Origin of the sequence: Maribacter sp. 6B07 (assembly GCF_002700155.1) — a bacterium.
Classification (GTDB): Bacteria; Bacteroidota; Bacteroidia; order Flavobacteriales; family Flavobacteriaceae; genus Maribacter; species Maribacter dokdonensis.
The window spans coordinates 1672879-1694536 of sequence record NZ_PDUT01000001.1 but is presented as its reverse complement, the minus strand read 5'-3'; the positions used below and the strand labels follow the sequence as shown (position 1 = coordinate 1694536).

The 21658-nt window shown below is 37.0% G+C and carries 23 protein-coding genes; 9 read left to right on the top strand and 14 right to left on the bottom strand.

The window, feature by feature from the left end; translation table 11 throughout:
• Positions 1–80: 80 nt before the first annotated feature.
• The gene (locus CSC80_RS07090; protein WP_058104697.1) at positions 81–845 is read left to right on the top strand and encodes a UDP-2,3-diacylglucosamine diphosphatase; all 765 of its coding nucleotides are present in this window, start codon (positions 81–83) and stop codon (positions 843–845) included.
• Between the two features lie 484 nt (positions 846–1329).
• On the opposite strand, the gene CSC80_RS07085 is transcribed toward CSC80_RS07090, so the two are convergent.
• The 6 genes from CSC80_RS07085 to CSC80_RS07060 form a co-directional block, all read right to left on the bottom strand.
• Entirely contained in the window at positions 1330–2592 is a 1263-nt protein-coding gene (locus tag CSC80_RS07085) for an MFS transporter (RefSeq protein ID WP_071340680.1), read from the bottom strand.
• A 102-nt stretch (positions 2593–2694) separates the two neighbouring features.
• On the bottom strand, positions 2695–3057 hold the full coding sequence (locus tag CSC80_RS07080) for a hypothetical protein (RefSeq protein ID WP_058104695.1): 363 nt from the start codon (positions 3055–3057) through the stop codon (positions 2695–2697).
• A 60-nt stretch (positions 3058–3117) separates the two neighbouring features.
• Positions 3118–3504 carry a VOC family protein gene (locus CSC80_RS07075; RefSeq protein WP_099190706.1) on the bottom strand — a complete coding sequence of 129 codons (387 nt, stop codon included), beginning with the start codon at positions 3502–3504 and terminating at the stop codon, positions 3118–3120.
• Entirely contained in the window at positions 3501–5189 is a 1689-nt protein-coding gene (recJ, locus tag CSC80_RS07070) for a single-stranded-DNA-specific exonuclease RecJ (protein WP_099190704.1), read from the bottom strand. The genes CSC80_RS07075 and recJ overlap by 4 nt, the downstream gene beginning before the upstream one ends.
• A 106-nt stretch (positions 5190–5295) precedes the next feature.
• Positions 5296–5658, bottom strand: coding sequence for a four helix bundle protein (locus tag CSC80_RS07065; protein WP_099190702.1), 363 nt, complete (start codon positions 5656–5658; stop codon positions 5296–5298).
• A 38-nt stretch (positions 5659–5696) separates the two neighbouring features.
• Entirely contained in the window at positions 5697–6125 is a 429-nt protein-coding gene (locus tag CSC80_RS07060) for an OsmC family protein (RefSeq protein WP_071340684.1), read from the bottom strand.
• A 121-nt stretch (positions 6126–6246) separates the two neighbouring features.
• On the opposite strand from CSC80_RS07060, the gene CSC80_RS07055 reads away from it, so the two are divergent.
• Positions 6247–6849 carry a carboxymuconolactone decarboxylase family protein gene (locus tag CSC80_RS07055; RefSeq protein ID WP_058104690.1) on the top strand — a complete coding sequence of 201 codons (603 nt, stop codon included), beginning with the start codon at positions 6247–6249 and terminating at the stop codon, positions 6847–6849.
• 213 nt (positions 6850–7062) lie between these two features.
• Here CSC80_RS07055 and CSC80_RS07050 read toward each other — a convergent pair whose 3' ends face one another.
• The 6 genes from CSC80_RS07050 to CSC80_RS07025 all read right to left on the bottom strand — a co-directional run bounded on the left by CSC80_RS07050 (position 7063) and on the right by CSC80_RS07025 (position 11495).
• Positions 7063–7641 (bottom strand): uracil-DNA glycosylase family protein, encoded by a 579-nt coding sequence (locus tag CSC80_RS07050; RefSeq protein ID WP_099190700.1) that lies wholly within the window; start codon positions 7639–7641, stop codon positions 7063–7065.
• Between the two features lie 29 nt (positions 7642–7670).
• Positions 7671–8015: a HopJ type III effector protein gene (locus CSC80_RS07045; protein ID WP_099190698.1), complete on the bottom strand. Its 345-nt coding sequence runs from the start codon at positions 8013–8015 to the stop codon at positions 7671–7673.
• Between the two features lie 33 nt (positions 8016–8048).
• On the bottom strand, positions 8049–9020 hold the full coding sequence (locus CSC80_RS07040) for a hypothetical protein (RefSeq protein WP_099190696.1): 972 nt from the start codon (positions 9018–9020) through the stop codon (positions 8049–8051).
• Positions 9021–9023: 3 nt separating this feature from the next.
• A complete protein-coding gene (locus CSC80_RS07035; RefSeq protein ID WP_099190694.1) occupies positions 9024–10061 on the bottom strand; it encodes a cytochrome c peroxidase in 1038 nt (345 codons plus the stop codon).
• 51 nt (positions 10062–10112) lie between these two features.
• The gene (locus CSC80_RS07030) at positions 10113–10916 is read right to left on the bottom strand and encodes an MbnP family protein (RefSeq protein WP_099190692.1); all 804 of its coding nucleotides are present in this window, start codon (positions 10914–10916) and stop codon (positions 10113–10115) included.
• A gap of 207 nt (positions 10917–11123) precedes the next feature.
• On the bottom strand, positions 11124–11495 hold the full coding sequence (locus CSC80_RS07025) for a hypothetical protein (RefSeq protein ID WP_099190690.1): 372 nt from the start codon (positions 11493–11495) through the stop codon (positions 11124–11126).
• A 172-nt stretch (positions 11496–11667) separates the two neighbouring features.
• Between CSC80_RS07025 and CSC80_RS07020 the strand changes: the two genes are divergently transcribed.
• The gene (locus CSC80_RS07020; protein WP_143751727.1) at positions 11668–13209 is read left to right on the top strand and encodes a hypothetical protein; all 1542 of its coding nucleotides are present in this window, start codon (positions 11668–11670) and stop codon (positions 13207–13209) included.
• A gap of 16 nt (positions 13210–13225) precedes the next feature.
• Here CSC80_RS07020 and rsmI read toward each other — a convergent pair whose 3' ends face one another.
• Together rsmI and CSC80_RS07010 are read right to left on the bottom strand one after the other, a co-directional pair.
• Positions 13226–13897 carry a 16S rRNA (cytidine(1402)-2'-O)-methyltransferase gene (rsmI, locus tag CSC80_RS07015; protein ID WP_099190686.1) on the bottom strand — a complete coding sequence of 224 codons (672 nt, stop codon included), beginning with the start codon at positions 13895–13897 and terminating at the stop codon, positions 13226–13228.
• A 156-nt stretch (positions 13898–14053) separates the two neighbouring features.
• Entirely contained in the window at positions 14054–14746 is a 693-nt protein-coding gene (locus tag CSC80_RS07010; RefSeq protein ID WP_058104679.1) for a hypothetical protein, read from the bottom strand.
• Between the two features lie 104 nt (positions 14747–14850).
• On the opposite strand from CSC80_RS07010, the gene CSC80_RS07005 reads away from it, so the two are divergent.
• The 6 genes from CSC80_RS07005 (at position 14851) to CSC80_RS06980 (ending at position 21633) form a co-directional block, all read left to right on the top strand.
• Entirely contained in the window at positions 14851–15495 is a 645-nt protein-coding gene (locus CSC80_RS07005) for a thymidine kinase (protein ID WP_058104678.1), read from the top strand.
• Complete coding sequence (alr, locus tag CSC80_RS07000) at positions 15488–16594, top strand: alanine racemase (protein ID WP_099190684.1); 1107 nt, start codon at positions 15488–15490, stop codon at positions 16592–16594. The genes CSC80_RS07005 and alr overlap by 8 nt, the downstream gene beginning before the upstream one ends.
• A gap of 84 nt (positions 16595–16678) precedes the next feature.
• Positions 16679–17086 carry a large conductance mechanosensitive channel protein MscL gene (mscL, locus tag CSC80_RS06995; RefSeq protein WP_058104676.1) on the top strand — a complete coding sequence of 136 codons (408 nt, stop codon included), beginning with the start codon at positions 16679–16681 and terminating at the stop codon, positions 17084–17086.
• 237 nt (positions 17087–17323) lie between these two features.
• Entirely contained in the window at positions 17324–18313 is a 990-nt protein-coding gene (locus tag CSC80_RS06990) for an aspartate-semialdehyde dehydrogenase (RefSeq protein WP_099190682.1), read from the top strand.
• Between the two features lie 85 nt (positions 18314–18398).
• The gene (locus CSC80_RS06985; protein WP_099190680.1) at positions 18399–20555 is read left to right on the top strand and encodes a prolyl oligopeptidase family serine peptidase; all 2157 of its coding nucleotides are present in this window, start codon (positions 18399–18401) and stop codon (positions 20553–20555) included.
• A gap of 85 nt (positions 20556–20640) precedes the next feature.
• On the top strand, positions 20641–21633 hold the full coding sequence (locus tag CSC80_RS06980; protein WP_099190678.1) for an ABC transporter ATP-binding protein: 993 nt from the start codon (positions 20641–20643) through the stop codon (positions 21631–21633).
• Positions 21634–21658 lie beyond the last annotated feature (25 nt).

The following is a 21658-nucleotide window of genomic DNA, read 5'->3' as shown; positions in this document are numbered from 1 at the left end:
AGTTCACAAACACCTGTATGTACTTATTTTGACCAACGTATTCCCTAGGTACGCAAAACAGTTATTATATTTACATTCTGATGACGAACATTGAACTTCCAGCAGGGAAAAAAGTATACTTTGCCAGTGACAACCACCTAGGTGCACCTACTATGAAAGAAAGTAGGGTGAGAGAACTTAAGTTTGTACGATGGTTAGATACCGTTAAGAAAGATGCAGGAGTCATTTTTTTGATGGGCGATCTGTTCGACTTCTGGTTTGAATACAAGACCGTAATACCAAAAGGATTTACCAGAACCTTGGGGAAGCTTGCAGAACTGTCTGATGCAGGTATACAAATACATTATTTTGTTGGCAACCACGATCTTTGGATGAATGGTTACTTTGAGGAAGAACTGAATATACCTGTTTATCATAAACCACAACAATATACCATTAACGGAACATCATTCTTTATTGGTCATGGTGATGGTCTTGGACCGGACGATAAGGGGTTTAAAAGAATGAAAAAGGTGTTTACCAACCCCGTAGCAAAATGGTTCTTTAAGTGGTTACACCCCGATCTTGGCGTTCGTTTGGCAAAACATCTATCTGTTAGCAATAAATTGATCAGCGGTGATGACGATGCTAAATTTTTAGGAAACGATAAAGAATGGCTTGTACTATATGCCAAACGAAAATTAGAAAGCCAGCATTTTGATCATTTTATTTTTGGACACAGACATCTGCCATTGGAAATTGAATTAAAGAAAGATTCAATGTACACCAACTTAGGGGATTGGATAAAATATTACACCTATGCCGAGTTTGACGGTTCAAAACTTTCGTTGAAAGAATTCAGCTGAATTCCATCTAAATCATCGATGAAATGCAATATTTAATTTGTAATCCTTTTCTTACAACAAAAATTGAGCAGTTCACAACAATAGTTTTATAATACTTAGCTTTCAACATACCTTTACACTGTTAGTTAGTTTAAGTGTTGTATCCCAAATCTTCACATTACCTACAAGTTTCCCCACTTGAAGATTTAAACCCTTAAGTGTTACTTAAAAGAATGGCCCCTACGTTTAGGGGCTTTTTTTATGACTTAATACCTGCAAGTCCCACATATCAAAATTGTGCAACTACTTGCATCAACTTCCCATAAAAATTGGCAAAAAATAGAATTTGGTTTTATCTTTACGCACAAGTTTAGATAAAGTGTTTATTCCCAATACTATAACTGACCTACGAGAATGCTACCACTTTACGACGAAAGTCTTAAGTACTACTTACAATATAAAAAAGCCCTATCATTAGGGCTTTTTTTAATAACACTATAGATCATTAATTTTCATGGTCTTCTACATCTTTCTGTAGATCTAATTTTCTAAACTTGGGCGAAACAATTGCGGTAAGACCTACCGTAAGTAGCGTCATGCTACCCCCAAAAACCACCGCTGTAACCGTACCCATTAGCTTTGCCGTAACACCGCTTTCAAAAGCACCTAGTTCGTTAGATGATCCTACGAACATAGAATTTACCGATGCTACGCGGCCTCTCATATTATCGGGCGTTTTTAATTGTAAAATTGTCTGTCTAATGATCATGGACACTCCATCTACCGCACCACTTAAAAATAAAGCAATAACGGATAGCCAAAAGTAGGTAGACAAACCAAATACGATCATACATACACCAAAACCAAATACTGCAAGCAACAATTTTTTACCTGCATTCTTATGCAATGGAAATCTCGTTGATCCTAACATGGTTATTGCGGCGCCCACTGCCGGTGCTGCCCTAAGTACCCCAAAACCTTCTGATCCAACATGCAGTATATCTTGTGCAAATATGGGCAGTAACGCTACGGCACCTCCAAATAATACGGCAATCATGTCTAAGGTAAGGGCACCCAATACCGCTCTGGTCTTAAATACAAATGTTAAGCCTTCCTTTAAACTTTGAAAAACGGGTTCTCCAATCTTAGGGTTAAGAATTGGTTTCTTTGAAATATTGAAAAGTGCCGTTAACGCCAACAAAGAAAATCCGAAAATTACGCACATTGACCAGTGTACTCCTATAATACTAATGGAAAAACCTGCCAATGCCGGACCTAATACTGATGCCATTTGCCAAGTAGTACTGCTCCAAGTAGCTGCATTAGGGTATATTTTTTTCGGAACGATCAATGCAATCAATGAAAATATAGTGGGCCCTAAAAATGCTCGTACCAACCCACCACAGAAAACCAGGGCATAAATACCATATAAAATGGTTTTGGTTTCATAGGTTTCTAAGACCGAAGGTAGACTTAACATAAACAATCCAAAACTAATGACCGAGAAACCAAATATACATTTCATTAGTAGGTTTCGTTTTTCTTTCTGATCAACTATATGACCCGCAAAAAGCGCCATGCCCACTGCCGGTATTACCTCCATTAAACCAATGATGCCTAATGACAATGGGTCTTTGGTAATGGTGTATACTTGCCATTCTATCACTATAAATTGCATAGACCAAGCAAAGACCATAGCAAAACGAACTAGTAGAAAAATATTGAACTCCTTAAATCGTAAGGCAGCATAGGGATCGTTCACGCTCATATAGCTTTTGGTAAATTGACCTCAAAGATATTTATTAATAAAATGGTCAAATATGATTTAGGCAACAAATATGGTAATTAATGATGCATGAATTTTTACATCTTATTCAATACCTAATTCACCAAAGAAAGAATCTAGCTCTAACCTAAACATTGTGCCGTTGATCAGATCTCTAATCTCAATAGCTTCTTGATAGCTTACGGCAAAAGTTATTTGATGTGCAGGAGAATTTAAAAGTAATGATCGGCAAGATTCCTTTGATTTACAGTCGCCGCATAAATTACCCTTTCCATTTTCAATGGTATGTGCAATGCATTTAGAAAAATAACGTAATTCACTAGTAGTCAATAGTAACCCAATATCCCTGAAAATCACCTGAACTTTGTTCGATTCACGGGGTTTATCACGTTTCCATTGAAAGGCAATACCAAAATCGTTCTGATAAATGGGGTTTATATCGTTCATAAGATGTAAATATTTATATAAAAATAACAATCTTATTTAGAACAATTATAAATAATAATGTTAAATGGTGATTTCTATCTGATTTCCTTCAGGATCCAAGATGACACTTTCGTAATACCCATCACCGGTAGTTCTTGGTTCTCCTGCAATAGTAAATCCCTCTTTTCTAAGTTCTTCGGTCAAGGTATTTACCCTCTTTTTTGAGCCAACCGATACGGCAAGATGGGCGTAACCAGTGTAGGTAACGTTCATGTTACTAGTTGGGTCAATTTCTGGTTTATGCATAATCTCTAACCGGGCACCATCATCAAAGCTTAAGAAATAAGAAGTGAAGTTTTTACTAGGATTATGGTATCTCTCCCCTGAAACAGCATTAAAATATTTTTCGTAGAATTTGCGCATCGCCTCTACATCAGATACCCAAATGGCGATATGTTCAATTCTCATTTGATATCCTTTAATTTTAGTTGTAAACTAACATTGCCCTGCCATTCATTTTCGTCAATAGAAAAAACGGCGTTAAAAGGTTTTCTCCCTGTTACCAACGATAGCTTATCTCCCATATTAAAACCAATGCCGTCAATTTTATGACTATCCTGCTGAACCACGGACAATTTCAAATGTGCTTCTTCTTTACCCACTCCCTTGGCATAACCGGTATCTTGTAGATTTTCTGCCATAAAAACCGGTGACATATTCCCTGGACCAAAGGGTGCAAATTGCTTTAATATGCGCATTAGCTTAGGATTAATATCCTTTAGCTCAATAACCGCATCAATGGTAATTTCAGGAATCAGCATTTGTGGGTCAATAGTTTCTTTGACCACTTTCTCGAACTGATGCTTAAAATTATTATACTGCTCTTCTAATAAAGTTAAGCCCGCAGCGTATTTATGACCGCCAAACTGCTCTATATAATCTGAGCATCCTTCCAAAGCATTATATACATCAAAGCCTCTAACGGATCTTGCAGAAGCGGCCAATTTATCGCCGCTCTTGGTAAAAACCAAAGTAGGTCTATAGTAGGTTTCGGTTAATCTTGATGCTACTATACCAATAACGCCCTTATGCCAAGTATCTTTATATACCACAGAGGTAAAGCCTTCTTGCTCTTCATTTTCTTGAATCTGTCCTAAGGCCTCTATCGTAATTTCTTGATCCAGCCCTCTTCTATCCGTATTGAACTTTTCAATTTCAGAAGCAAATTGAATGGCTTGGTCCATATTGGTTTCCGTTAAAAGATTTACGGCATGTTGCCCATGCTTCATTCTACCGGCAGCATTTATTCTGGGAGCTATTATGAACACTACATCTGTAATGGTCAATTCTTTTTTATTGATTTGATCAATTATGGCTTTAAACCCAATTCTGGGCTGTTGATTGATAACCTGTAAGCCATAATAAGCCAATATCCGATTCTCCCCAGTTATCGGTACAATATCCGCTCCAATTGCAGTTGCCACTAAATCAAGGTAATAGATGACATCATCTATAGTTTCTCCTCTACGTGAGCCCAATGCCTGGATCAGCTTAAAACCAACACCACAGCCACATAACTCATCATACGGATATGAACAATCTTCTCTTTTAGGGTCTAAAACAGCTATAGCACGTGGTAATATTGTACCAGGTCTATGGTGGTCACAAATAATAAAATCTATTCCTTTTTCTTTAGCGTAGGCCACTTTATCAATTGCCTTTACTCCGCAATCTAACGCCACAATCAATGTAAAATCATTATCCTCGGCAAAATCGATTCCCTTAAAAGACACTCCATACCCTTCATCATAACGATCAGGAATATAGGTTGCTACATTAGGATAATAACTTAACAGATAAGATGACATTAATGCAACGGCCGTGGTACCATCTACATCATAATCGCCATACACTAGAATGTTCTCTCCGTTGGCAATAGCTTCTTCAATTCTTTCCACGGCAATATCCATATCCTTCATAAGAAAAGGATCGTGTAAATCACTCAACTGCGGGCGAAAGAAATGCTTTGCCTCCTCAAAGGTCGAGATACCCCTTTGCAATAATAATTGCGCCACCAAACTATCAACATTAAGCGCATTGGCTAAAGTGTCAATATCTTCTTGTTTCGGTTTTGGTTTAATTGTCCAGCGCATGGTTTTAGTAATCAGTTTTCAGTAACAGTTGGCAGTGTTCAAACCTAAATACAAACTCAAATATCAAATTCAAATTCAATCTAAATGTGAAATTAAAAACTAAAATTTAAGTATTCGTTTGTTTCTTGTTTTTAATAATAGTTGCTAAAATTTTTATTAGTTGCTCAACTTCGTCCAATATCATTAATCTTCTGGCACTATCACCATATTGTATCTTAGTTAGAATCTTTAAATTGATTCTAGACTCTTTTAATTCTTTTAAAGAGATTGTTGCCTTATTCTTAAAATCTTTATCTGTTTGAGCACCCTGCATTTCTCCAAAATTAAGGGCAGAACTACCTGCAGACCTTAAAAGTTGATGTCCATAGTACTGTCCTGTAAAATCATTCGGAATCCCTTTACAAAATAGAGCAGCATCAGCTGCAAAATTTACTAATCTTTCCTCCAAATCATACGGCTTATTAGACATCCACTTGTATTTGATTTTTGTATTTGTATTTGAGTTTTTTACTTCTTATGAAAAACAGTCTTAATCTCCAATTCAGCAAATTGTCTAAACATCTCCATTACTCCGCAATACTTTTCAATGGATAGGTCTACAGCTCTTTGCAGTTTTTTCTCCGCTAAATCTGCACCGTGAAAATGATACTCAATCACTACCTTATCGTAGTACTTTGGGTGTTCATCCGTAAGATTTGCAATGGTTTCAATATGAAACTCATCTACCTCTAACTTCATTTTTTTAAACATTGCCGCAACGTCTAGTCCTGAACAACCGGCCAATGAAGAAAGCATAAGTGCTTTTGGTCTTAACCCACTACTGTCACCACCATCTTCTTTGGCAATATCAATTTTTAATGAATGCCCAGATGGATTGTTACTTTCAAAGGACATGTTACCCAACCATTTCGTGCTAATATGATTTGTTGTACTCATAATTTTTTGTTTCTTGTAGATTACAAAAATACAACAATAAAGGCTGTTTTAGTATCCAATGTGGTGTACTCAATGGCAATAATCAATTTACACAACTTAAATAAATACTTAAACAAAACGTATGGCATTAGTTACACCTCTTGACCCAAATCATGATCCAGAAACCAAAGAATTGGCTGCATTTTTCAATGAAACTTTAGGATTTTGCCCTAATTCCGTATTAACCATGCAGCATAGGCCTGCAATTTCAAAAGCGTTTATAAATTTGAACAAAGCCGTTATGGCAAATGAAGGCCGGGTAACCTCTGCCCTAAAGCGAATGATCGCATGGGTGAGTAGCAACGCTACGGGTTGTAGATATTGCCAAGCTCATGCTATACGAGCTGCAGAACGTTATGGTGCGGAACAAGAACAGTTGGATAATATTTGGGAATACAGAACACACCCTGCATTTTCCGATGCAGAACGTGCCGCTTTAGATTTCTCCCTTCAGGCCTCACAGGTACCTAACGGTGTTGATGCCGAAATAAAAGAACGTTTATACCAACACTGGAACGAAGGGGAAATTGTTGAAATGCTAGGCGTAATCTCCCTCTTTGGATATCTTAACCGTTGGAACGATTCTATGGGCACATCTATTGAAACGGGAGCTGTTGAAAGTGCCGACCAATACCTAGGTAAACATGGCTGGGAAAAAGGAAAACATGACGGATCGGTTTATTAGCAATTAGCAATTAGCAATTAGCAATTAGCAATTAGCAATTAGCAATTAGCAATTAGCAAAAGTTATAAATTTTGAATTACAGGAGCTAGTTGCCTGCTGAAATAATTTCATTAAATAAGAAAAAGTATCGAGATCCCTTCGACAGAGCTCAGGACATCGCCTTTTGGAACACGAAAGCTTCTCGATACTAATTTTTTTTAGTAAAGTAGTAAATCACCCCTTCTGTAATATATCAGCAACCAATTTCTGCAATTCCCCAACCACCTTTTCTTCGAACCAAGGATTTTTACTTCGCCAAAAACGATTTACTGGTGATGGATGTGGCAAAAGGAAATACTTTGGCAGAAACTCTTCGTAGTGCAACACATTCTCAGTCAAGTTCTTTTTAGCTTCTTGGCCCAAATATTGGTCTTGCGCATACTTGCCAATAAGTAGAATGAGTTTTACATTCTTGAACTCTTCCCACACTTTTGGGTGCCACAACGGGGCGCACTCTTTCCTTGGGGGTAGATCACCCGTTTTACCTTTGCCAGGATAACAGAATCCCATCGGCAATACGGCAAAATTTCCGGGATTGTAAAATACTTCGTCTGTAACACCTAACCATTCTCGTAGTTTTTTACCGCTTGGGTCGTCCCATGCCTTATTCTCGACATGGGCTTTTCTACCAGGTGCCTGACTCACCAATATTATTTTAGAATTGTTATTTCCTGCAACAATTGGTCTAGGTTCTAATGGCAAGTGTGCCTCACAAACCGTACAATTTCTTATTTCAACCAATAATTCTTGCATGGGTTTGTGATAAAGATTCTTTATTTATTCTATAATAACTTTAATGCTTCGCCCTCAAAATGCAAACCTTCAAAACCGGTCTCAATAAAATTTCTAATATTCTGATGAGAGTCTCCTTTTAAATCCAATAATACCTCATCAAAATAATAAGAACCAAAACAAACTAAGGTCTCTTCTTTTGTGAGGCCCTCTTTGATTGCAAACGATAATAATTTGCACGAACCAGAGTTTTGGCCAGCTTCATTTTTTACTTCTCCATTGGTAAATGCCGTAGGCGTAAAACTATATTTAGAATCTATTACCTGCATAGTGTCTGAAAAAGATATTTCTTTTGGTGCTGCAGTTAGTTTTTTCTTAAACTCGACTAATGTCATGGTCAGTTATTTAGGTTTTTAAAAGGTTATCTATCATATATTGATATTCAAATATAATGAAACCCTGTTTTTTACCTCAACTTTACCTTCATTCAAATTTTGCGAAATGGGCAGCATACTAGAAAACCCAAGTGCATACCTGTTATAATTTAACTCTACGGCCAATCGCCCAAAATAGACATTGCCACCGGTATCTGGTACCGCTAAACTAAACTCTAAATTCTCTTCAAAAAATTCGCCTCCAAAACCTATTTGCGGAGTAAGGGATACAGATGGGGATACATAGTAGGTCTTATATGTATTTAATGCTACATTCCATTGATTTCCAAATTGATACTTTTTACTGTTCTCCGTTTTAATGGTATAATTTACTAAAGTGGACAAGCCCCAATTTCTATGGCGAATACCATAATTGGCAGCCAAAATATAATCCCAACTTCCGGTACCTAATTGAAAACTTGGGTTAACACTGCCCTCAATATTTGCGGCATCAAAACTACCCGTAGGGAATTTTAGACCTCCACCAATTTGCAAGGCATGCTCCGGTTTTATAGAAATAATACTATCTGGTGTTTGCCGTAGTACATTGTAATATGCCAAAACAGTAGCATCACCTATGCCCGTTATGGTCTGCTCAGTATTATCTGTAAAGGTTCTGTTATGAAAATGATACGGCAACAGGGCATTGATCAATACCCTTTTCCCAACCGGGAATTTTCCCCAGGCCTGTACCGTATTGAAGTTTTCGTTGATCCAAGGGGAATTATCAAAAATACCATCCCTTGAACGATACTTCTGACCTATATATCTCAACCCTACGAAATTATTGTTCAGCCCTGTTCCAAAACCCATGCTACCACCGTTACCCCCGCAGCCACAGGTGTCGCAGAAATATTCAAATTCGGTATTTTTCCAAATACAATCAGATCCTACTTCTGGCAAATCATTTGCTTTGGCACTAAATAGTCCGCTAAGCAAAAACATACATATTATAATCTTGTTCATTTTTTAATATTCTGAAAATCGTTCGTCATTTATAAAAGTCTCATCTGTCAATAGTTCAAAGAAGGCCAATAGTCCTTCTTTTTCCGCATCGCTTAATGCTATTCCAAGTCCGTCATCCGTTCTTAAAGAATCATCCAATGTTTCTGAATCTACCACGCCATTGGCATAAAAATTCAGTACGGATTCTAGGCTACCGAACCTACCATCGTGCATGTAAGGAGCCGTTAGTGCTACATTACGTAAACTGGGCACTTTAAACTTGTAATTATCATGAACACTACCGCTGACCTCAGCCCTACCAACATCGTTCAATTGAGGATTGGGAGGCAATCCATTGTTTCTAAAACTACCATCGGTAAATAAATCAGTAGCATGGCAAGTGGCACACTTTTGTTGAAAAACCGTTAAACCATATGCTTCAACTTCGGTTAATTCCCCGCCCTCTTCATTTCGTACAAACTTGTCATACTTAGAATTTGAGGAAATCATCATGACCATAAACTGGGATAAGGCCTTTAAAAAATTCTCGGCGTTTACACCACCTTCTTCAAAAGCATTTTCAAACTGTTGCTGATATTCACTGTCCGCTATGATTTTATTGATGACTCCCGTCATGGTCTCCCCCATTTCTACCTCATTGGTTATAGGTATAATTGGAAAAAGGTCTAAATGCGATGTAGCACCATCCCAAGCAAATTCATTAAAAAATGCCATGTTAGCAATGGTAGGCGTATTTCTTGTGCCTTCCAAATCATCTACACCGTGACTAAATTGATGACCGTGGTGGGTGAACGCAAAATTTTGCTCATGGCAGAACCCACAAGAGATAAACCCGTTGGAAGAGAGTTTACCATCATAGAACAATTTTTTGCCCAACTCAAAACCTAATTGTGTTGGCGGGTTGGCTTCTATATCATACACCAAATCAGGAAAATTCTCAGGAACTTCTACCGTCAATAAGGAATTCTCCAATGATAGATATTCCTCATTATTGCAGGACACCAAACACACTAACAGCAATACCCAAAAAAGATATTTCATCTGTTTTAATTTTAAAACAGGACCGCTAAAACTAAGCGACCCCATATGTGATTAATGTGAGAGTTCCGATCCGTTATGTACGTGATCTACCGTAAACATACTTGCCGTATTTAAGGCCACCAATGGCGACTTTTCTTCGCTTACCATAATTACCGACTGTTCAGAAAGTGATAATTTATGCGCTCCGTCTAAAATAGCATTGGCATCTGCCACTAGGTGAACAATGGGAGACATTTCATCACTTACCAAAGCATCTGTACCCAGGCTTAGGGTAACTTCCTTATAATTATCCAAGCTTGAACCATGACTACCCATATGCACCTTAAAATCTGTTGTTTCGGTCACGGTTTCCGAAGTAAACGTTCCTTCGAAATTCAAAAACTTATAGCCTGCCTGCCATGACCACATCATATTGGTCTCTTCGGCTACGGTTAAAAAATCGCCCTGGCCTTCAGCACCTTGAAGGTACTTTTCTTGATCTACACCCACACCAAAAGTGATAGACACATAGGTTCCCGCAGGTATATTCTCTAACACTACCTCTGTATTACCGGTTTCTTCACTGGTAACAAAGTAGCTGTCATCTTTTTCATAAGTAAAGGTTTCACCTTGATCATTGGTTAAACGAAAATTACTGACAATATAATTGAGCCTTGTAATTGTCAATGTTTCATTTTGGGAATTGGTATAGCTAGATGTTGCCAGTAAAAGATCATCTGATCCCACACTGTTATCAAACTCAAGCGTTACACTGTTCTCGCCAGTTAACTCCGTAGCAGTATCATCATCGCTGCTACAACTAACGAATACGGTTAATACTAAGGTTATTGCTAAAATTTTATATATAGATTTCATCTGTTGATATATTATTATGAATGCAGAAGCCATGTAAAATTGGCTTGTTACATTCTTGTCATTGTAATGGTTTCACCTTATGCACAGGCATAAGATATTTTTAAATAAAATAATTGATCAGTTACCCCCGACTTCAGGATTTGAGCCGTGGTAATAACACATAGCTGGGCATCACTTTAAATAAGCTTGCCTAATCTACAATGCTATTTAGGAGATGAAATTTGGTGGACGAAAAACAGTAGATATAAACTGTTGTTCGTTCAAGTTAGGGTGCATTGAAACCAAAGCTGTTTTGATCAATACACTTTCAAAATCAACATCAAGAATATTTACAAAGCCAATAGGATATTCGCGAAGATCGGCAGAAGGTATATCTTGATGATCTTTTTCTTGTTGCTCTTTGATCATTTGTGCCAAGTAACATTTACCATCACAATTAAGCATGGGCTTGTCTTTATTGATACACAGTACTTCAGCAATATAATCTTGATTTAACACATACTCTAACACAGGCAATACTGGCTTTACCATTGCAGTGAGGTAAAGAAGAATAAAGGTATATGTGAGAATTTTTTTCATGCTAAACTGGAGTAAAGGTAATTCTCATTTTGAAAATTTCTTATTTATTTCTCCAAATTAACACTTAGGGCTATTGATTTTAAATGATTTAGGTAAACAGCGTTTTATGAGTATCAGAAAGTCAGAAAAGAAACGTTATATTTCAATATACAAACCCTTTTGCATTTATAATATGAGCAATAGACTCCTAAGGTTATCTTCGATTAAATTCACATTTTCATTCTTGTTTATCTTTATTATAGCCTGCTCTTCAAATGAGGAAATCGTTATTGATAATGATGATGATCAAATAACCGAGGAGGTCGAAGAACCGGAAGAAGAAATTGTAGAACCTTTACCAGAAGGACCATCAGAGCAAGAAATATTGAAATCAAAGAATGATTTACTTCAGCTTTTAATTGAGAATACATTAAACAATGGAGTAAAAAAGACTTGGCACATTTCAAGCGCTTCATTGGTTAATGCTACGGGGACATTAGATGTTACCGCTAATAGCAACATTTTGGATGATGAATTTATTTTTACGTCTTCTAATTCTTCCGATGAAGTATCAGGTATTTTAACCTGGAAAAAGAGAAAAGGTATAAACCATATTGCTGATGCAAATTCATCAATCGCGAATGATAATTATTCGTCGCCTGTGGAGCTTGACTTTATTATTAATGATAATATAGAAATAGTACATCCAGAGTTTACACTGATCAAGGACACTGAAAATACAATTTCCGGTGAAATTATAGTTGATGAAGCCACTAATTCCAAATTAATGGTTTCATTGATCCAAAAAACTAGTGACGATTATAAAATAGCTCCCACTAACATTAACTTTAAATCATTTGCAAATTTCAACAATATTACCAGCTATGGTAAAACTACTGGATTTGTAGGGAGCAATAACACTAACAGTTTATATCTATCTTACCGTGATGATAGCAGTTACCCAAGGGTTAGAAGGGTCTACAAATATGATATTAATTCCCAGGTTTTGGATTCTACCGAAATAACGTATACTGGTTCCGAATTTACTTCAAGCAGATTACATTTAATTGATGATCAATTAGTGGTTGTGGGTTCAGGACGAGTATCAACAATGAAAAATACATTGGATTCTGAAATTAGTACCTACCCATATGCTTCTAATTTATCAAGAGCTGGTTCTGCAGCCGTTGATTCTCAAGTGTATTTACTTGGCGGAGATTTAACTGTTCTAGACAATCCAAAAGTTCCTTTCAAAATCCGAAGTTTAAACAATAGCACTTATGATTTGCAAGATGTTTTTACCATAGAGGAATCAAGGACTATTGCAGAAGGAGAAATAGTTGATTCTGATTTATATGTTTTTGGCGGATTAGTTGAGAACTCAAATCCATATGAATTAATTAAAACCGGTTTTAAATACAACTTGGATAATGGCTCTTTAGATTATTTTGATTTACCTAAAGGAATATTTGAAACTACAGCTTGCAGATATGAGAATCTAATCTTTGTTTCTGGTAAATTACCTTTTGTGGAGAATGAGCCAAACTTCTTTTTTGGTGTCTTAAATATAGAAACAAATTCTTTTATAGAAACCTCTATCAATTTTGAAAGTATAGATCCGAGTTTAGTGGATATTGAAGGCTTAACTATTGTTAACGATACTTTATATATTGCTGTAGAAAATATTTCAAATTCTAAAATTGTTGTAGAATATGTAGATTTAAATTCACTTTAATTTAAGTGTAAAACTATTATTTATTCCCCCCAACAATAATAACGATCTCACCTTTTGGCGGTTTTTCCGTAAAATGTTTTAAAACTTCTTCGGCAGTTCCACGAACGGTTTCTTCGTACAACTTAGTTAATTCCCTTGATACGGAAACCGGTCTTTCTGCACCGAAATATTCAACAAAATTTCCTAATGTCTTTAAAAGTTTATGTGGAGATTCATAAAAGATAATGGTGCGTGGTTCTTCTGCCAATAACTTTAAACGTGTTTGCCTTCCTTTCTTTACCGGAAGAAATCCTTCAAAAACAAATTTGTCATTTGGCAAACCACTGTTGACTAATGCAGGTACAAAAGCCGTGGCTCCCGGTAAGCATTCTACCTCAATACCTGCTTCTACACAGGCACGGGTCAATAAAAATCCAGGATCTGAAATTGCCGGCGTGCCAGCATCGGAAATCAATGCAATATGCTCACCACCTTTTAGTTTTCCCACTAAAAAATCGACCATTTTATGCTCATTATGCATATGGTGACTCTTCATTGGTGTACCAATTTCAAAATGATGCAAGAGCTTTCCACTGGTACGGGTATCTTCCGCCAGAATCAAATCTACCTCTTTAAGAACCCGTATGGCCCTTAAGGTCATGTCTTCTAAGTTTCCTATAGGTGTTGGCACTAAATACAGCTTTCCCATTTGTTTTAAAGTGAACAACCTCAAGGCACGACCCCGAAGCATTGTATTGAAAATTTAATTTAGATTTAGATGCAAGCGTAGATTTGATTCAACTCTTGATTATCGTATAAAAAACCCAACACAAGTGCTGGGTCTATGATATTTAGTTTATAACTCTTAAGAAAATCTACGAGAAACCAATTCTATGAATCGTTCTTCAAACGCTTCTTTTCCTACCCAATTATTGTAATCAGGTTTCACCATATTCTTTATAAACGCAATTGACCTTTCTTCAGTATCAATAGTATTCAATTGCGACAACACACGGTTATAATCTTCCATACTGTCATTGAACAAATGCTTTACAAAAGCCAAGCGATCATTTAAATCTACCTTTACATTACTTTTTGCCAAGCGATCGTTAAGCGACTTTGGTAATGCTTCGGCCTGCTTTAGATCTGCTTTTGTGGGGGTGAACAATTCTTTATCGTTCTTCATCAAATCGGGCTTCGACATAAATTCTGTCAAAACATCTTCTAATTCATCTGTGCTGGGCATTTCAGAAACAAAACCTTTAATGGTATCCATACCTGGGTATTGAATAATATCCTCTTCATGTGGATTACTTTCCGGTACCGATTTATTAGAATCTAAAACGGCATTTGCCATTTCCTCAAATTTTGCCGCTATCGCATTTTTAGAAACATCTACTTCCATGTCATTGAGCTCTACCTCAATGAATTTTAATACTGCTAATTTTTCATACAAGTTCTTAGAAATCTCATACAAACTTGTAACATCATCTAAGTTCTCCGCAGTCAAAATTTCTGTAGATAACTTTCTCAATTCCAGTTTCAACTTGTTTTTCATAGTACAATTTTTAAGGTCAAGACCTAAATAGCAGGATTTTTAAATACCTTTATCATCTTTAAAGAATAAACGAAAATCCACTTATTTTCGTCTAAAATTACAAAATGTTTCTTGAAAACACAGTTAATCATAAAGAACAATTCGGCTGGATAGAAGTCATTGCCGGGTCTATGTTTTCTGGAAAGACAGAAGAACTGATCCGTAGACTTAAACGTGCCCAATTTGCCAAATTAAAGGTTGAAATCTTTAAGCCAATGGTTGATACCCGTTATGATGATGAAATGGTGGTATCGCACGATGCAAATGAAATTAGGTCTACTCCGGTACCCGCGGCAGCCAACATTCGTATTTTGGCAGACACTTGTGATGTTATAGGCATTGATGAAGCTCAATTCTTTGATGATGAAATAGTTACCGTTTGCAACGACCTTGCCAATAAAGGGGTACGGGTTATTGTTGCAGGTCTGGATATGGATTTTAAAGGAAAACCTTTTGGACCTATGCCTGCGCTTATGGCCACTGCAGAATATGTTACCAAAGTACACGCCATTTGTACACGTACCGGTAATTTGGCCAACTACAGTTTTAGAAAATCGAGCAACGATAAATTGGTGATGCTAGGTGAGGTTAATGAATATGAACCCTTAAGCCGTGGCGCTTATTATAAAGCCATGCTTAAAGAGAAAGTGAAAACGATCGATGTAAATTCCGAAGAAGTAAATACGATCAAAAAAAGCGAAAATGGCTAAGGCAGAAGAGACCGTTTTAGAGATCGACCTAAAAGCACTTGGTCATAATTACAATGTACTCCGATCAAAAATAAAGCCCGAAACCAAATTTATGGCGGTCGTAAAGGCATATGCCTATGGTAGCGATTCGGTCGCTATTGCCAAACACTTACAAGAGGTGGGTGCCGATTATTTTGCAGTTGCATATGTTAACGAAGGCATTACCCTTAGAGAAGGTGGTATTACCGCACCCATTTTGGTTTTACACCCACAAAAAGTACATTTTACAAGTCTAATTGAACACCGGTTAGAGCCTAGCATATATTCGCAATCTATTTTGAACGATTTTATTGCTACGGCAAATGCTATGAACATCGTAGACTACCCCGTACATTTAAAATTTAATACTGGACTAAACCGATTAGGGTTTTCAGCAGATGAATTGCCCATAATTGCAAGTCTTGTTGAACAACAAAAAGCTATTAAAATTGTGGCGGTATTATCACATTTGGCAGCAACCGAAGATCATGATGAAAGAGTGTTCACCAATTTGCAATTACAGCGATTTAAGAACATTTGCCAGCAGGTGGACCAACTTTTTAAGGATAAACCGCTTAAACATGTATTAAATACTTCGGGTATTATAAATTACCCAGAAGCGCAGTACAATATGGTGCGAAGTGGAATTGGCTTATATGGTTACGGAAACGAACCAGAAGTTGACGCTACTTTACAACCCGTCATGACCTTAAAAACCATAATTGCCCAAAAACACATTATTTCTGAAGGTGAGTCTGTGGGTTATAACAGAAAATATACCTCCAATTCCAAAAGAATTACCGCAACTTTACCCATAGGGCACGCAGATGGTATAGGTAGAGAATACGGTCATGGTAAAACTTTTGTAAGCGTTAACGGTCAATTGGCTCCAATAATAGGTAATGTTTGCATGGATATGATTATGATAGATGTTACTTCTATTGCATGCGATGAGGGCGATGAGGTCATTATTTTTGGAAAACCCTTACCGGCAAACGAATTTGCCGAAACTGCACAAACCATTTCATATGAACTTTTAACAGGTCTTTCACAGCGAATTAAAAGAATAATCGTTCACTGATTTGTTAACATTTATTTAAGGAATCGCTTTTTTTTGTAAATTGCCTCACTTATTATATTTAACCATTAATAAAAACACTAGAACATGTTAAAAGAATTTAAGGAGTTTATTATGACAGGTAATGTCATAGATTTAGCCGTAGCCGTATTACTTGCAGGCGCTATGGGATTAGTTGTTAGCGGTTTCGTTAGCGATGTAATGATGCCAATTGTTGGTCATTTTAGTGGTGGACTTGATTTCGCCGATATGAAAGTTGTATTGGATGAAGCTGTTGTTGCTGCCGATGGATCAGTGACCAAACCAGAGAATGCTATTCTTTACGGTAAGTGGATCAATGCTATCATCAACTTGGTTATCGTTGGTTTTGTATTATTTATCATTGTTAAAGCTTACAACAAAACTAAAACTCCTCCTGCTCCAGTTGAAGAGGCTCCAAAAGGACCTACTGCTGAAGAATTACTGGTAGAGATTAGAGATGCTTTAAAAAAATAATTTAAGATATACCCTTGGAAAAGGGAACCGTTGCACTGCAACCTATTTTAATTTAAACCGTCAACGTTGTTTCGCTAACAACATTGACGGTTCTTTTTTTATCCACTATCCAAGTCCACATTAATAATTAATTGTTTCAAATAAAACATTTTGTTATATTTTGATTATTCTTTTCTTTTTTGCTTGTGAAAGTACTTGTAATACGTATTTTTGCCGCTTAATATAATTGTTTCACAAATGAAAGTAGCTGTTATTGGTGCCACAGGCATGGTTGGCGATGTAATGTTGAAAGTATTGGCAGAACGTAATTTTCCGTTAACGGAATTATTATTGGTTGCCTCTGAGCGTTCCGTAGGTAAAAAAATGACCTTTAAAGGTAATGAATATACGGTTATAGGCTTAGCAGATGCTGTAGCTGCAAGACCCAATATTGCCATATTTTCTGCCGGTGGCGACACTTCTTTAGAATGGGCTCCAAAATTTGCCGAAGTTGGTACTACGGTCGTGGATAATTCCTCAGCATGGAGAATGGACCCTACAAAAAAATTAGTGGTTCCAGAAATCAATGCCCATGAGCTTACCGCTGAAGATAAAATTATAGCCAACCCCAACTGTTCTACCATACAATTGGTCATGGCGTTACACCCTTTACATAAAAAATATAAAATGAAACGTGTGGTCGTTTCAACCTACCAGTCTGTTTCTGGTACCGGGGTAAAAGCAGTTAAACAGCTGGAGAATGAAATTGCCGGTGTTCAAGGCGAAATGGCATACCCTTATCCTATTGGTAGAAATGCCCTGCCCCATTGCGATGTGTTCTTAGAAAATGGTTATACAAAAGAAGAAATGAAACTGGCCCGCGAGCCACAGAAGATTCTTGATGACCGTACATTCTCAGTTAGTGCAACCGCTGTTCGTATTCCTACGGCAGGTGGGCACTCAGAATCTGTAAACGTGGAATTTGAAAATGATTTTGAATTAAACGAGGTGCGTCAATTATTGAACGAAATGCCAGGTGTTACGGTACAAGACAACCCAGATACCAATACCTACCCAATGCCAATTTATGCTCACGACAAAGATGAGGTATTCGTTGGGCGTTTACGTAGAGATGAAACTCAAAGAAACACTTTGAATATGTGGATCGTAGCAGATAATCTTAGAAAAGGTGCCGCAACAAACGCTGTTCAAATTTCTGAATATTTAGTAGAAAAAAGCTTAGTTTAATTTATACCCTTAGAACGTTAAAACCTTCAAAACTTCACAGTTTTGAAGGTTTTTTTATGGTATTTTAGTACAAACTGAACTACATATGAAAAATGTTATACCGGCGCTCTTTGCTGTTGCGCTAATTTCTTCTTGTAAAAACGAATCTAAACCAGAACCCATTATCGTGAATTACCCTGTTACCGCAAAAGTAGATACCGTAGACACTTATTTTGGCACCGAGGTCAAAGATCCATACCGCTGGCTTGAAGATGATAGAAGCCCTGAGACAGAAGCTTGGGTAAAAGATCAAAACAAAACTACATTTGGCTATCTAGAAAAAATTCCATTTAGAAACGACCTTAAAAACCGATTGGAAAAATTATGGAATTATGAGAAATTAGGGTCTCCATTTAAAAAGGGTGATTACACCTATTTCTATAAGAATGACGGCCTACAAAATCAATATGTTGTATATAGGGCTAAAGGAGATGAAGAACCTGAGGTTTTTTTAGACCCCAATACCTTTTCTGAAGATGGCACCACATCTTTAGCTGGATTGAGTTTTACCAAAGATGGATCTTTAGCTGCCTATCTCATTTCTGAAGGTGGTAGCGATTGGCGAAAAGCTATTATTCTCAATGCCGAAACCAAAGAGGTTGTGGAGGATACCTTAATTGATATAAAATTCAGCGGACTTTCTTGGAAAGGAAATGATGGTTTTTACTATTCTAGTTATGACAAACCAAAAGGTAGCGAACTCTCTGCCAAAACAGATCAACATAAAGTATACTATCATAAACTGGGTACTCCACAAAAAAATGATGAACTTATTTTTGGCGGTACACCTACAGAAAAACATCGTTATATTGGTGCCAGTGTTACTGAGGACAACAAGTACTTATTGATCAGTGCATCGGTTTCTACTTCTGGAAACAAATTGTTTATAAGAAACCTTGAAGATCCAAATGGCTTGTTGATACCTATGGTTGAAGACACGGAATCTGACAACTATGTAATTGACAATGTTGGTTCAAAACTATACATTGTAACCAATAGAAATGCTCCCAATAAAAAAATAGTAACGGTAGATGCCAGTAACCCCGAAGCTAAAAATTGGGTAGATTTTATCCCAGAAACCGAAAATGTATTGAACCCCAATACAGGTGGTGGCTATTTCTTTGCAGAATACATGGTTGATGCTATCTCAAAGGTTTTTCAGTATGATTATGAAGGCAAACTTATACGTGAAGTAGAATTACCAGGTCTTGGTTCTGTGGGTGGTTTTGGTGGTGAAAAGGAAGATAAGGAATTGTATTTCTCATTTACCAATTACAATACCCCGGGATCAACTTTTAAATATGATGTAGAAAGTGGTACATATGAGCTGTATTGGAAACCGAATATAGATTTCAATCCTGAGAACTATACTTCTGAACAGGTTTTCTATAGTTCTAAAGATGGCACTAAAATACCAATGATCATTACCTATAAAAAAGGAACCGAACTTAATGGTAAAAATCCGACTATTCTGTACGCCTACGGCGGATTCAATGTTAGTGTAACTCCGTCTTTTAGCATCGGTAATGCCGTTTGGATGGAACAGGGTGGAATTTACGCTGTACCCAATTTACGTGGTGGTGGTGAATATGGCAAAAAATGGCATGATGCGGGAATAAAAACTAAAAAGCAAAATGTTTTTGATGACTTTATCGCAGCTGCAGAATATTTAGTGGACAACAACTATACTTCAAAGGAATATTTAGCTATTCGTGGCGGCTCTAATGGTGGTTTACTTGTTGGCGCAACAATGACCCAAAGACCAGATTTAATGCAGGTAGCGCTACCTGCAGTGGGTGTAATGGATATGCTTCGTTATCATACATTTACAGCTGGTGCCGGTTGGGCCTATGACTATGGTACCGCAGAAGATAGTGACGAAATGTTCCAGTATTTAAAAGGCTACTCCCCTGTACATAATGTAAAAACAGGTACTGCATACCCTGCAACCTTGGTAACTACCGGCGATCATGACGATAGGGTAGTGCCTGCACATAGTTTTAAGTTTGCGGCAGAACTACAGGAAAAACAAGCAGGGTCTAACCCAACTTTAATCCGAATAGAAACCAATGCAGGTCATGGAGCAGGTACACCCGTAAGCAAAACCATTGAACAATATGCCGATATTTTTGGGTTCACCCTATTTAACATGGGATACTCAGAGCTACCCAATAAAAGTGTTTTAAAGGAATTTAAAGAGTAAATATTTTTTTAAATCAATAAATTATCGAAAAATCCGTTTCAAATTGGAACGGATTTTTCAATTTTACAGTTCTAAGCACAAAAGCATGTTACGAGTAGAGAACCTATCATTTTCTTATGACAAACTTCCAGTATTAGCGTCTATCGATCTGCGTATTCAACGTGGTGAACATGTGGCTATCATTGGAGAAAGCGGTTGCGGAAAAAGCACCTTGTTGAAGTTAATGTATGGGCTAATGGATCTGGAACAAGGTGAGATTTTTTGGGAAGATGAGCCAATTTTAGGTCCTGCATTCAACTTGGTTCCAGGTATGCCTTTTATGAAATATCTTTCTCAAGATTTTGATTTAATGCCTTTTATTTCTGTGGCAGAAAATATTAGCCAATACCTTTCTGTTTTTTATCCAGATGAATTAAAGGAAAGAACTCAAGAGCTTTTAGAGATGATAGAACTCACAGCATTTGCAGATAAAAAAGTAAAGACACTTAGTGGCGGTCAACAGCAACGTGTAGCACTGGCAAGGGTTCTGGCTCAAAAACCAGAGGTATTGCTTTTAGATGAACCTTTTAGCCATATTGACAATTTTTTAAAGAACAGTTTACGCCGTAACATCTTTAATTATTTAAAAGAACATAGAATTACGACTATTGTGGCCACGCATGATGTTAACGATGTTCTACCGTTTGCAGACAGAGCTGTTGTACTACGTGATAACAAGATCATTGCAAAGGCAAGACCTATGGAGTTATATAAAAACCCTAAAAGCTTATATGTAGCATCGCTCTTTGGTGAAGCCAGTATGATCTCTATAGATGTGCTTAAAACGTATGCCAATACCAAAAGAAAAATAATTGTTTATGCACATGAGTTTAGGGTTTCACCCTCCTCTGGTTTTCATGTTACCGTAGAAAAAGCATATCCTATGGGCAGTCATTATTTAACCGAAAGCAAGAGTGATGACAATGAAACTATCTATTTCAATGCGGACAAACTATACCCTAAGGGGAAAGAGGTGTTTTTAAATGTAGCCATTGAAACCATCAATCAGCGTATACAAGAAGCTGCATCTAATCTATAATGTAATAGCTTTGTTTTCAAATTCG

Bases quoted from the DNA above. Each gene is read 5' to 3' on its own strand.
- CSC80_RS07090 (WP_058104697.1), top strand. From the start codon at position 81: ATGACGAACATTGAACTTCCAGCAGGGAAAAAAGTATACTTTGCCAGT.
- CSC80_RS07085 (WP_071340680.1), bottom strand. From the start codon at position 2,592: ATGAGCGTGAACGATCCCTATGCTGCCTTACGATTTAAGGAGTTCAAT.
- CSC80_RS07080 (WP_058104695.1), bottom strand. From the start codon at position 3,057: ATGAACGATATAAACCCCATTTATCAGAACGATTTTGGTATTGCCTTT.
- CSC80_RS07075 (WP_099190706.1), bottom strand. From the start codon at position 3,504: ATGAGAATTGAACATATCGCCATTTGGGTATCTGATGTAGAGGCGATG.
- recJ (WP_099190704.1), bottom strand. From the start codon at position 5,189: ATGCGCTGGACAATTAAACCAAAACCGAAACAAGAAGATATTGACACT.
- CSC80_RS07065 (WP_099190702.1), bottom strand. From the start codon at position 5,658: ATGTCTAATAAGCCGTATGATTTGGAGGAAAGATTAGTAAATTTTGCA.
- CSC80_RS07060 (WP_071340684.1), bottom strand. From the start codon at position 6,125: ATGAGTACAACAAATCATATTAGCACGAAATGGTTGGGTAACATGTCC.
- CSC80_RS07055 (WP_058104690.1), top strand. From the start codon at position 6,247: ATGGCATTAGTTACACCTCTTGACCCAAATCATGATCCAGAAACCAAA.
- CSC80_RS07050 (WP_099190700.1), bottom strand. From the start codon at position 7,641: ATGCAAGAATTATTGGTTGAAATAAGAAATTGTACGGTTTGTGAGGCA.
- CSC80_RS07045 (WP_099190698.1), bottom strand. From the start codon at position 8,015: ATGACATTAGTCGAGTTTAAGAAAAAACTAACTGCAGCACCAAAAGAA.
- CSC80_RS07040 (WP_099190696.1), bottom strand. From the start codon at position 9,020: ATGAACAAGATTATAATATGTATGTTTTTGCTTAGCGGACTATTTAGT.
- CSC80_RS07035 (WP_099190694.1), bottom strand. From the start codon at position 10,061: ATGAAATATCTTTTTTGGGTATTGCTGTTAGTGTGTTTGGTGTCCTGC.
- CSC80_RS07030 (WP_099190692.1), bottom strand. From the start codon at position 10,916: ATGAAATCTATATATAAAATTTTAGCAATAACCTTAGTATTAACCGTA.
- CSC80_RS07025 (WP_099190690.1), bottom strand. From the start codon at position 11,495: ATGAAAAAAATTCTCACATATACCTTTATTCTTCTTTACCTCACTGCA.
- CSC80_RS07020 (WP_143751727.1), top strand. From the start codon at position 11,668: ATGAGCAATAGACTCCTAAGGTTATCTTCGATTAAATTCACATTTTCA.
- rsmI (WP_099190686.1), bottom strand. From the start codon at position 13,897: ATGGGAAAGCTGTATTTAGTGCCAACACCTATAGGAAACTTAGAAGAC.
- CSC80_RS07010 (WP_058104679.1), bottom strand. From the start codon at position 14,746: ATGAAAAACAAGTTGAAACTGGAATTGAGAAAGTTATCTACAGAAATT.
- CSC80_RS07005 (WP_058104678.1), top strand. From the start codon at position 14,851: ATGTTTCTTGAAAACACAGTTAATCATAAAGAACAATTCGGCTGGATA.
- alr (WP_099190684.1), top strand. From the start codon at position 15,488: ATGGCTAAGGCAGAAGAGACCGTTTTAGAGATCGACCTAAAAGCACTT.
- mscL (WP_058104676.1), top strand. From the start codon at position 16,679: ATGTTAAAAGAATTTAAGGAGTTTATTATGACAGGTAATGTCATAGAT.
- CSC80_RS06990 (WP_099190682.1), top strand. From the start codon at position 17,324: ATGAAAGTAGCTGTTATTGGTGCCACAGGCATGGTTGGCGATGTAATG.
- CSC80_RS06985 (WP_099190680.1), top strand. From the start codon at position 18,399: ATGAAAAATGTTATACCGGCGCTCTTTGCTGTTGCGCTAATTTCTTCT.
- CSC80_RS06980 (WP_099190678.1), top strand. From the start codon at position 20,641: ATGTTACGAGTAGAGAACCTATCATTTTCTTATGACAAACTTCCAGTA.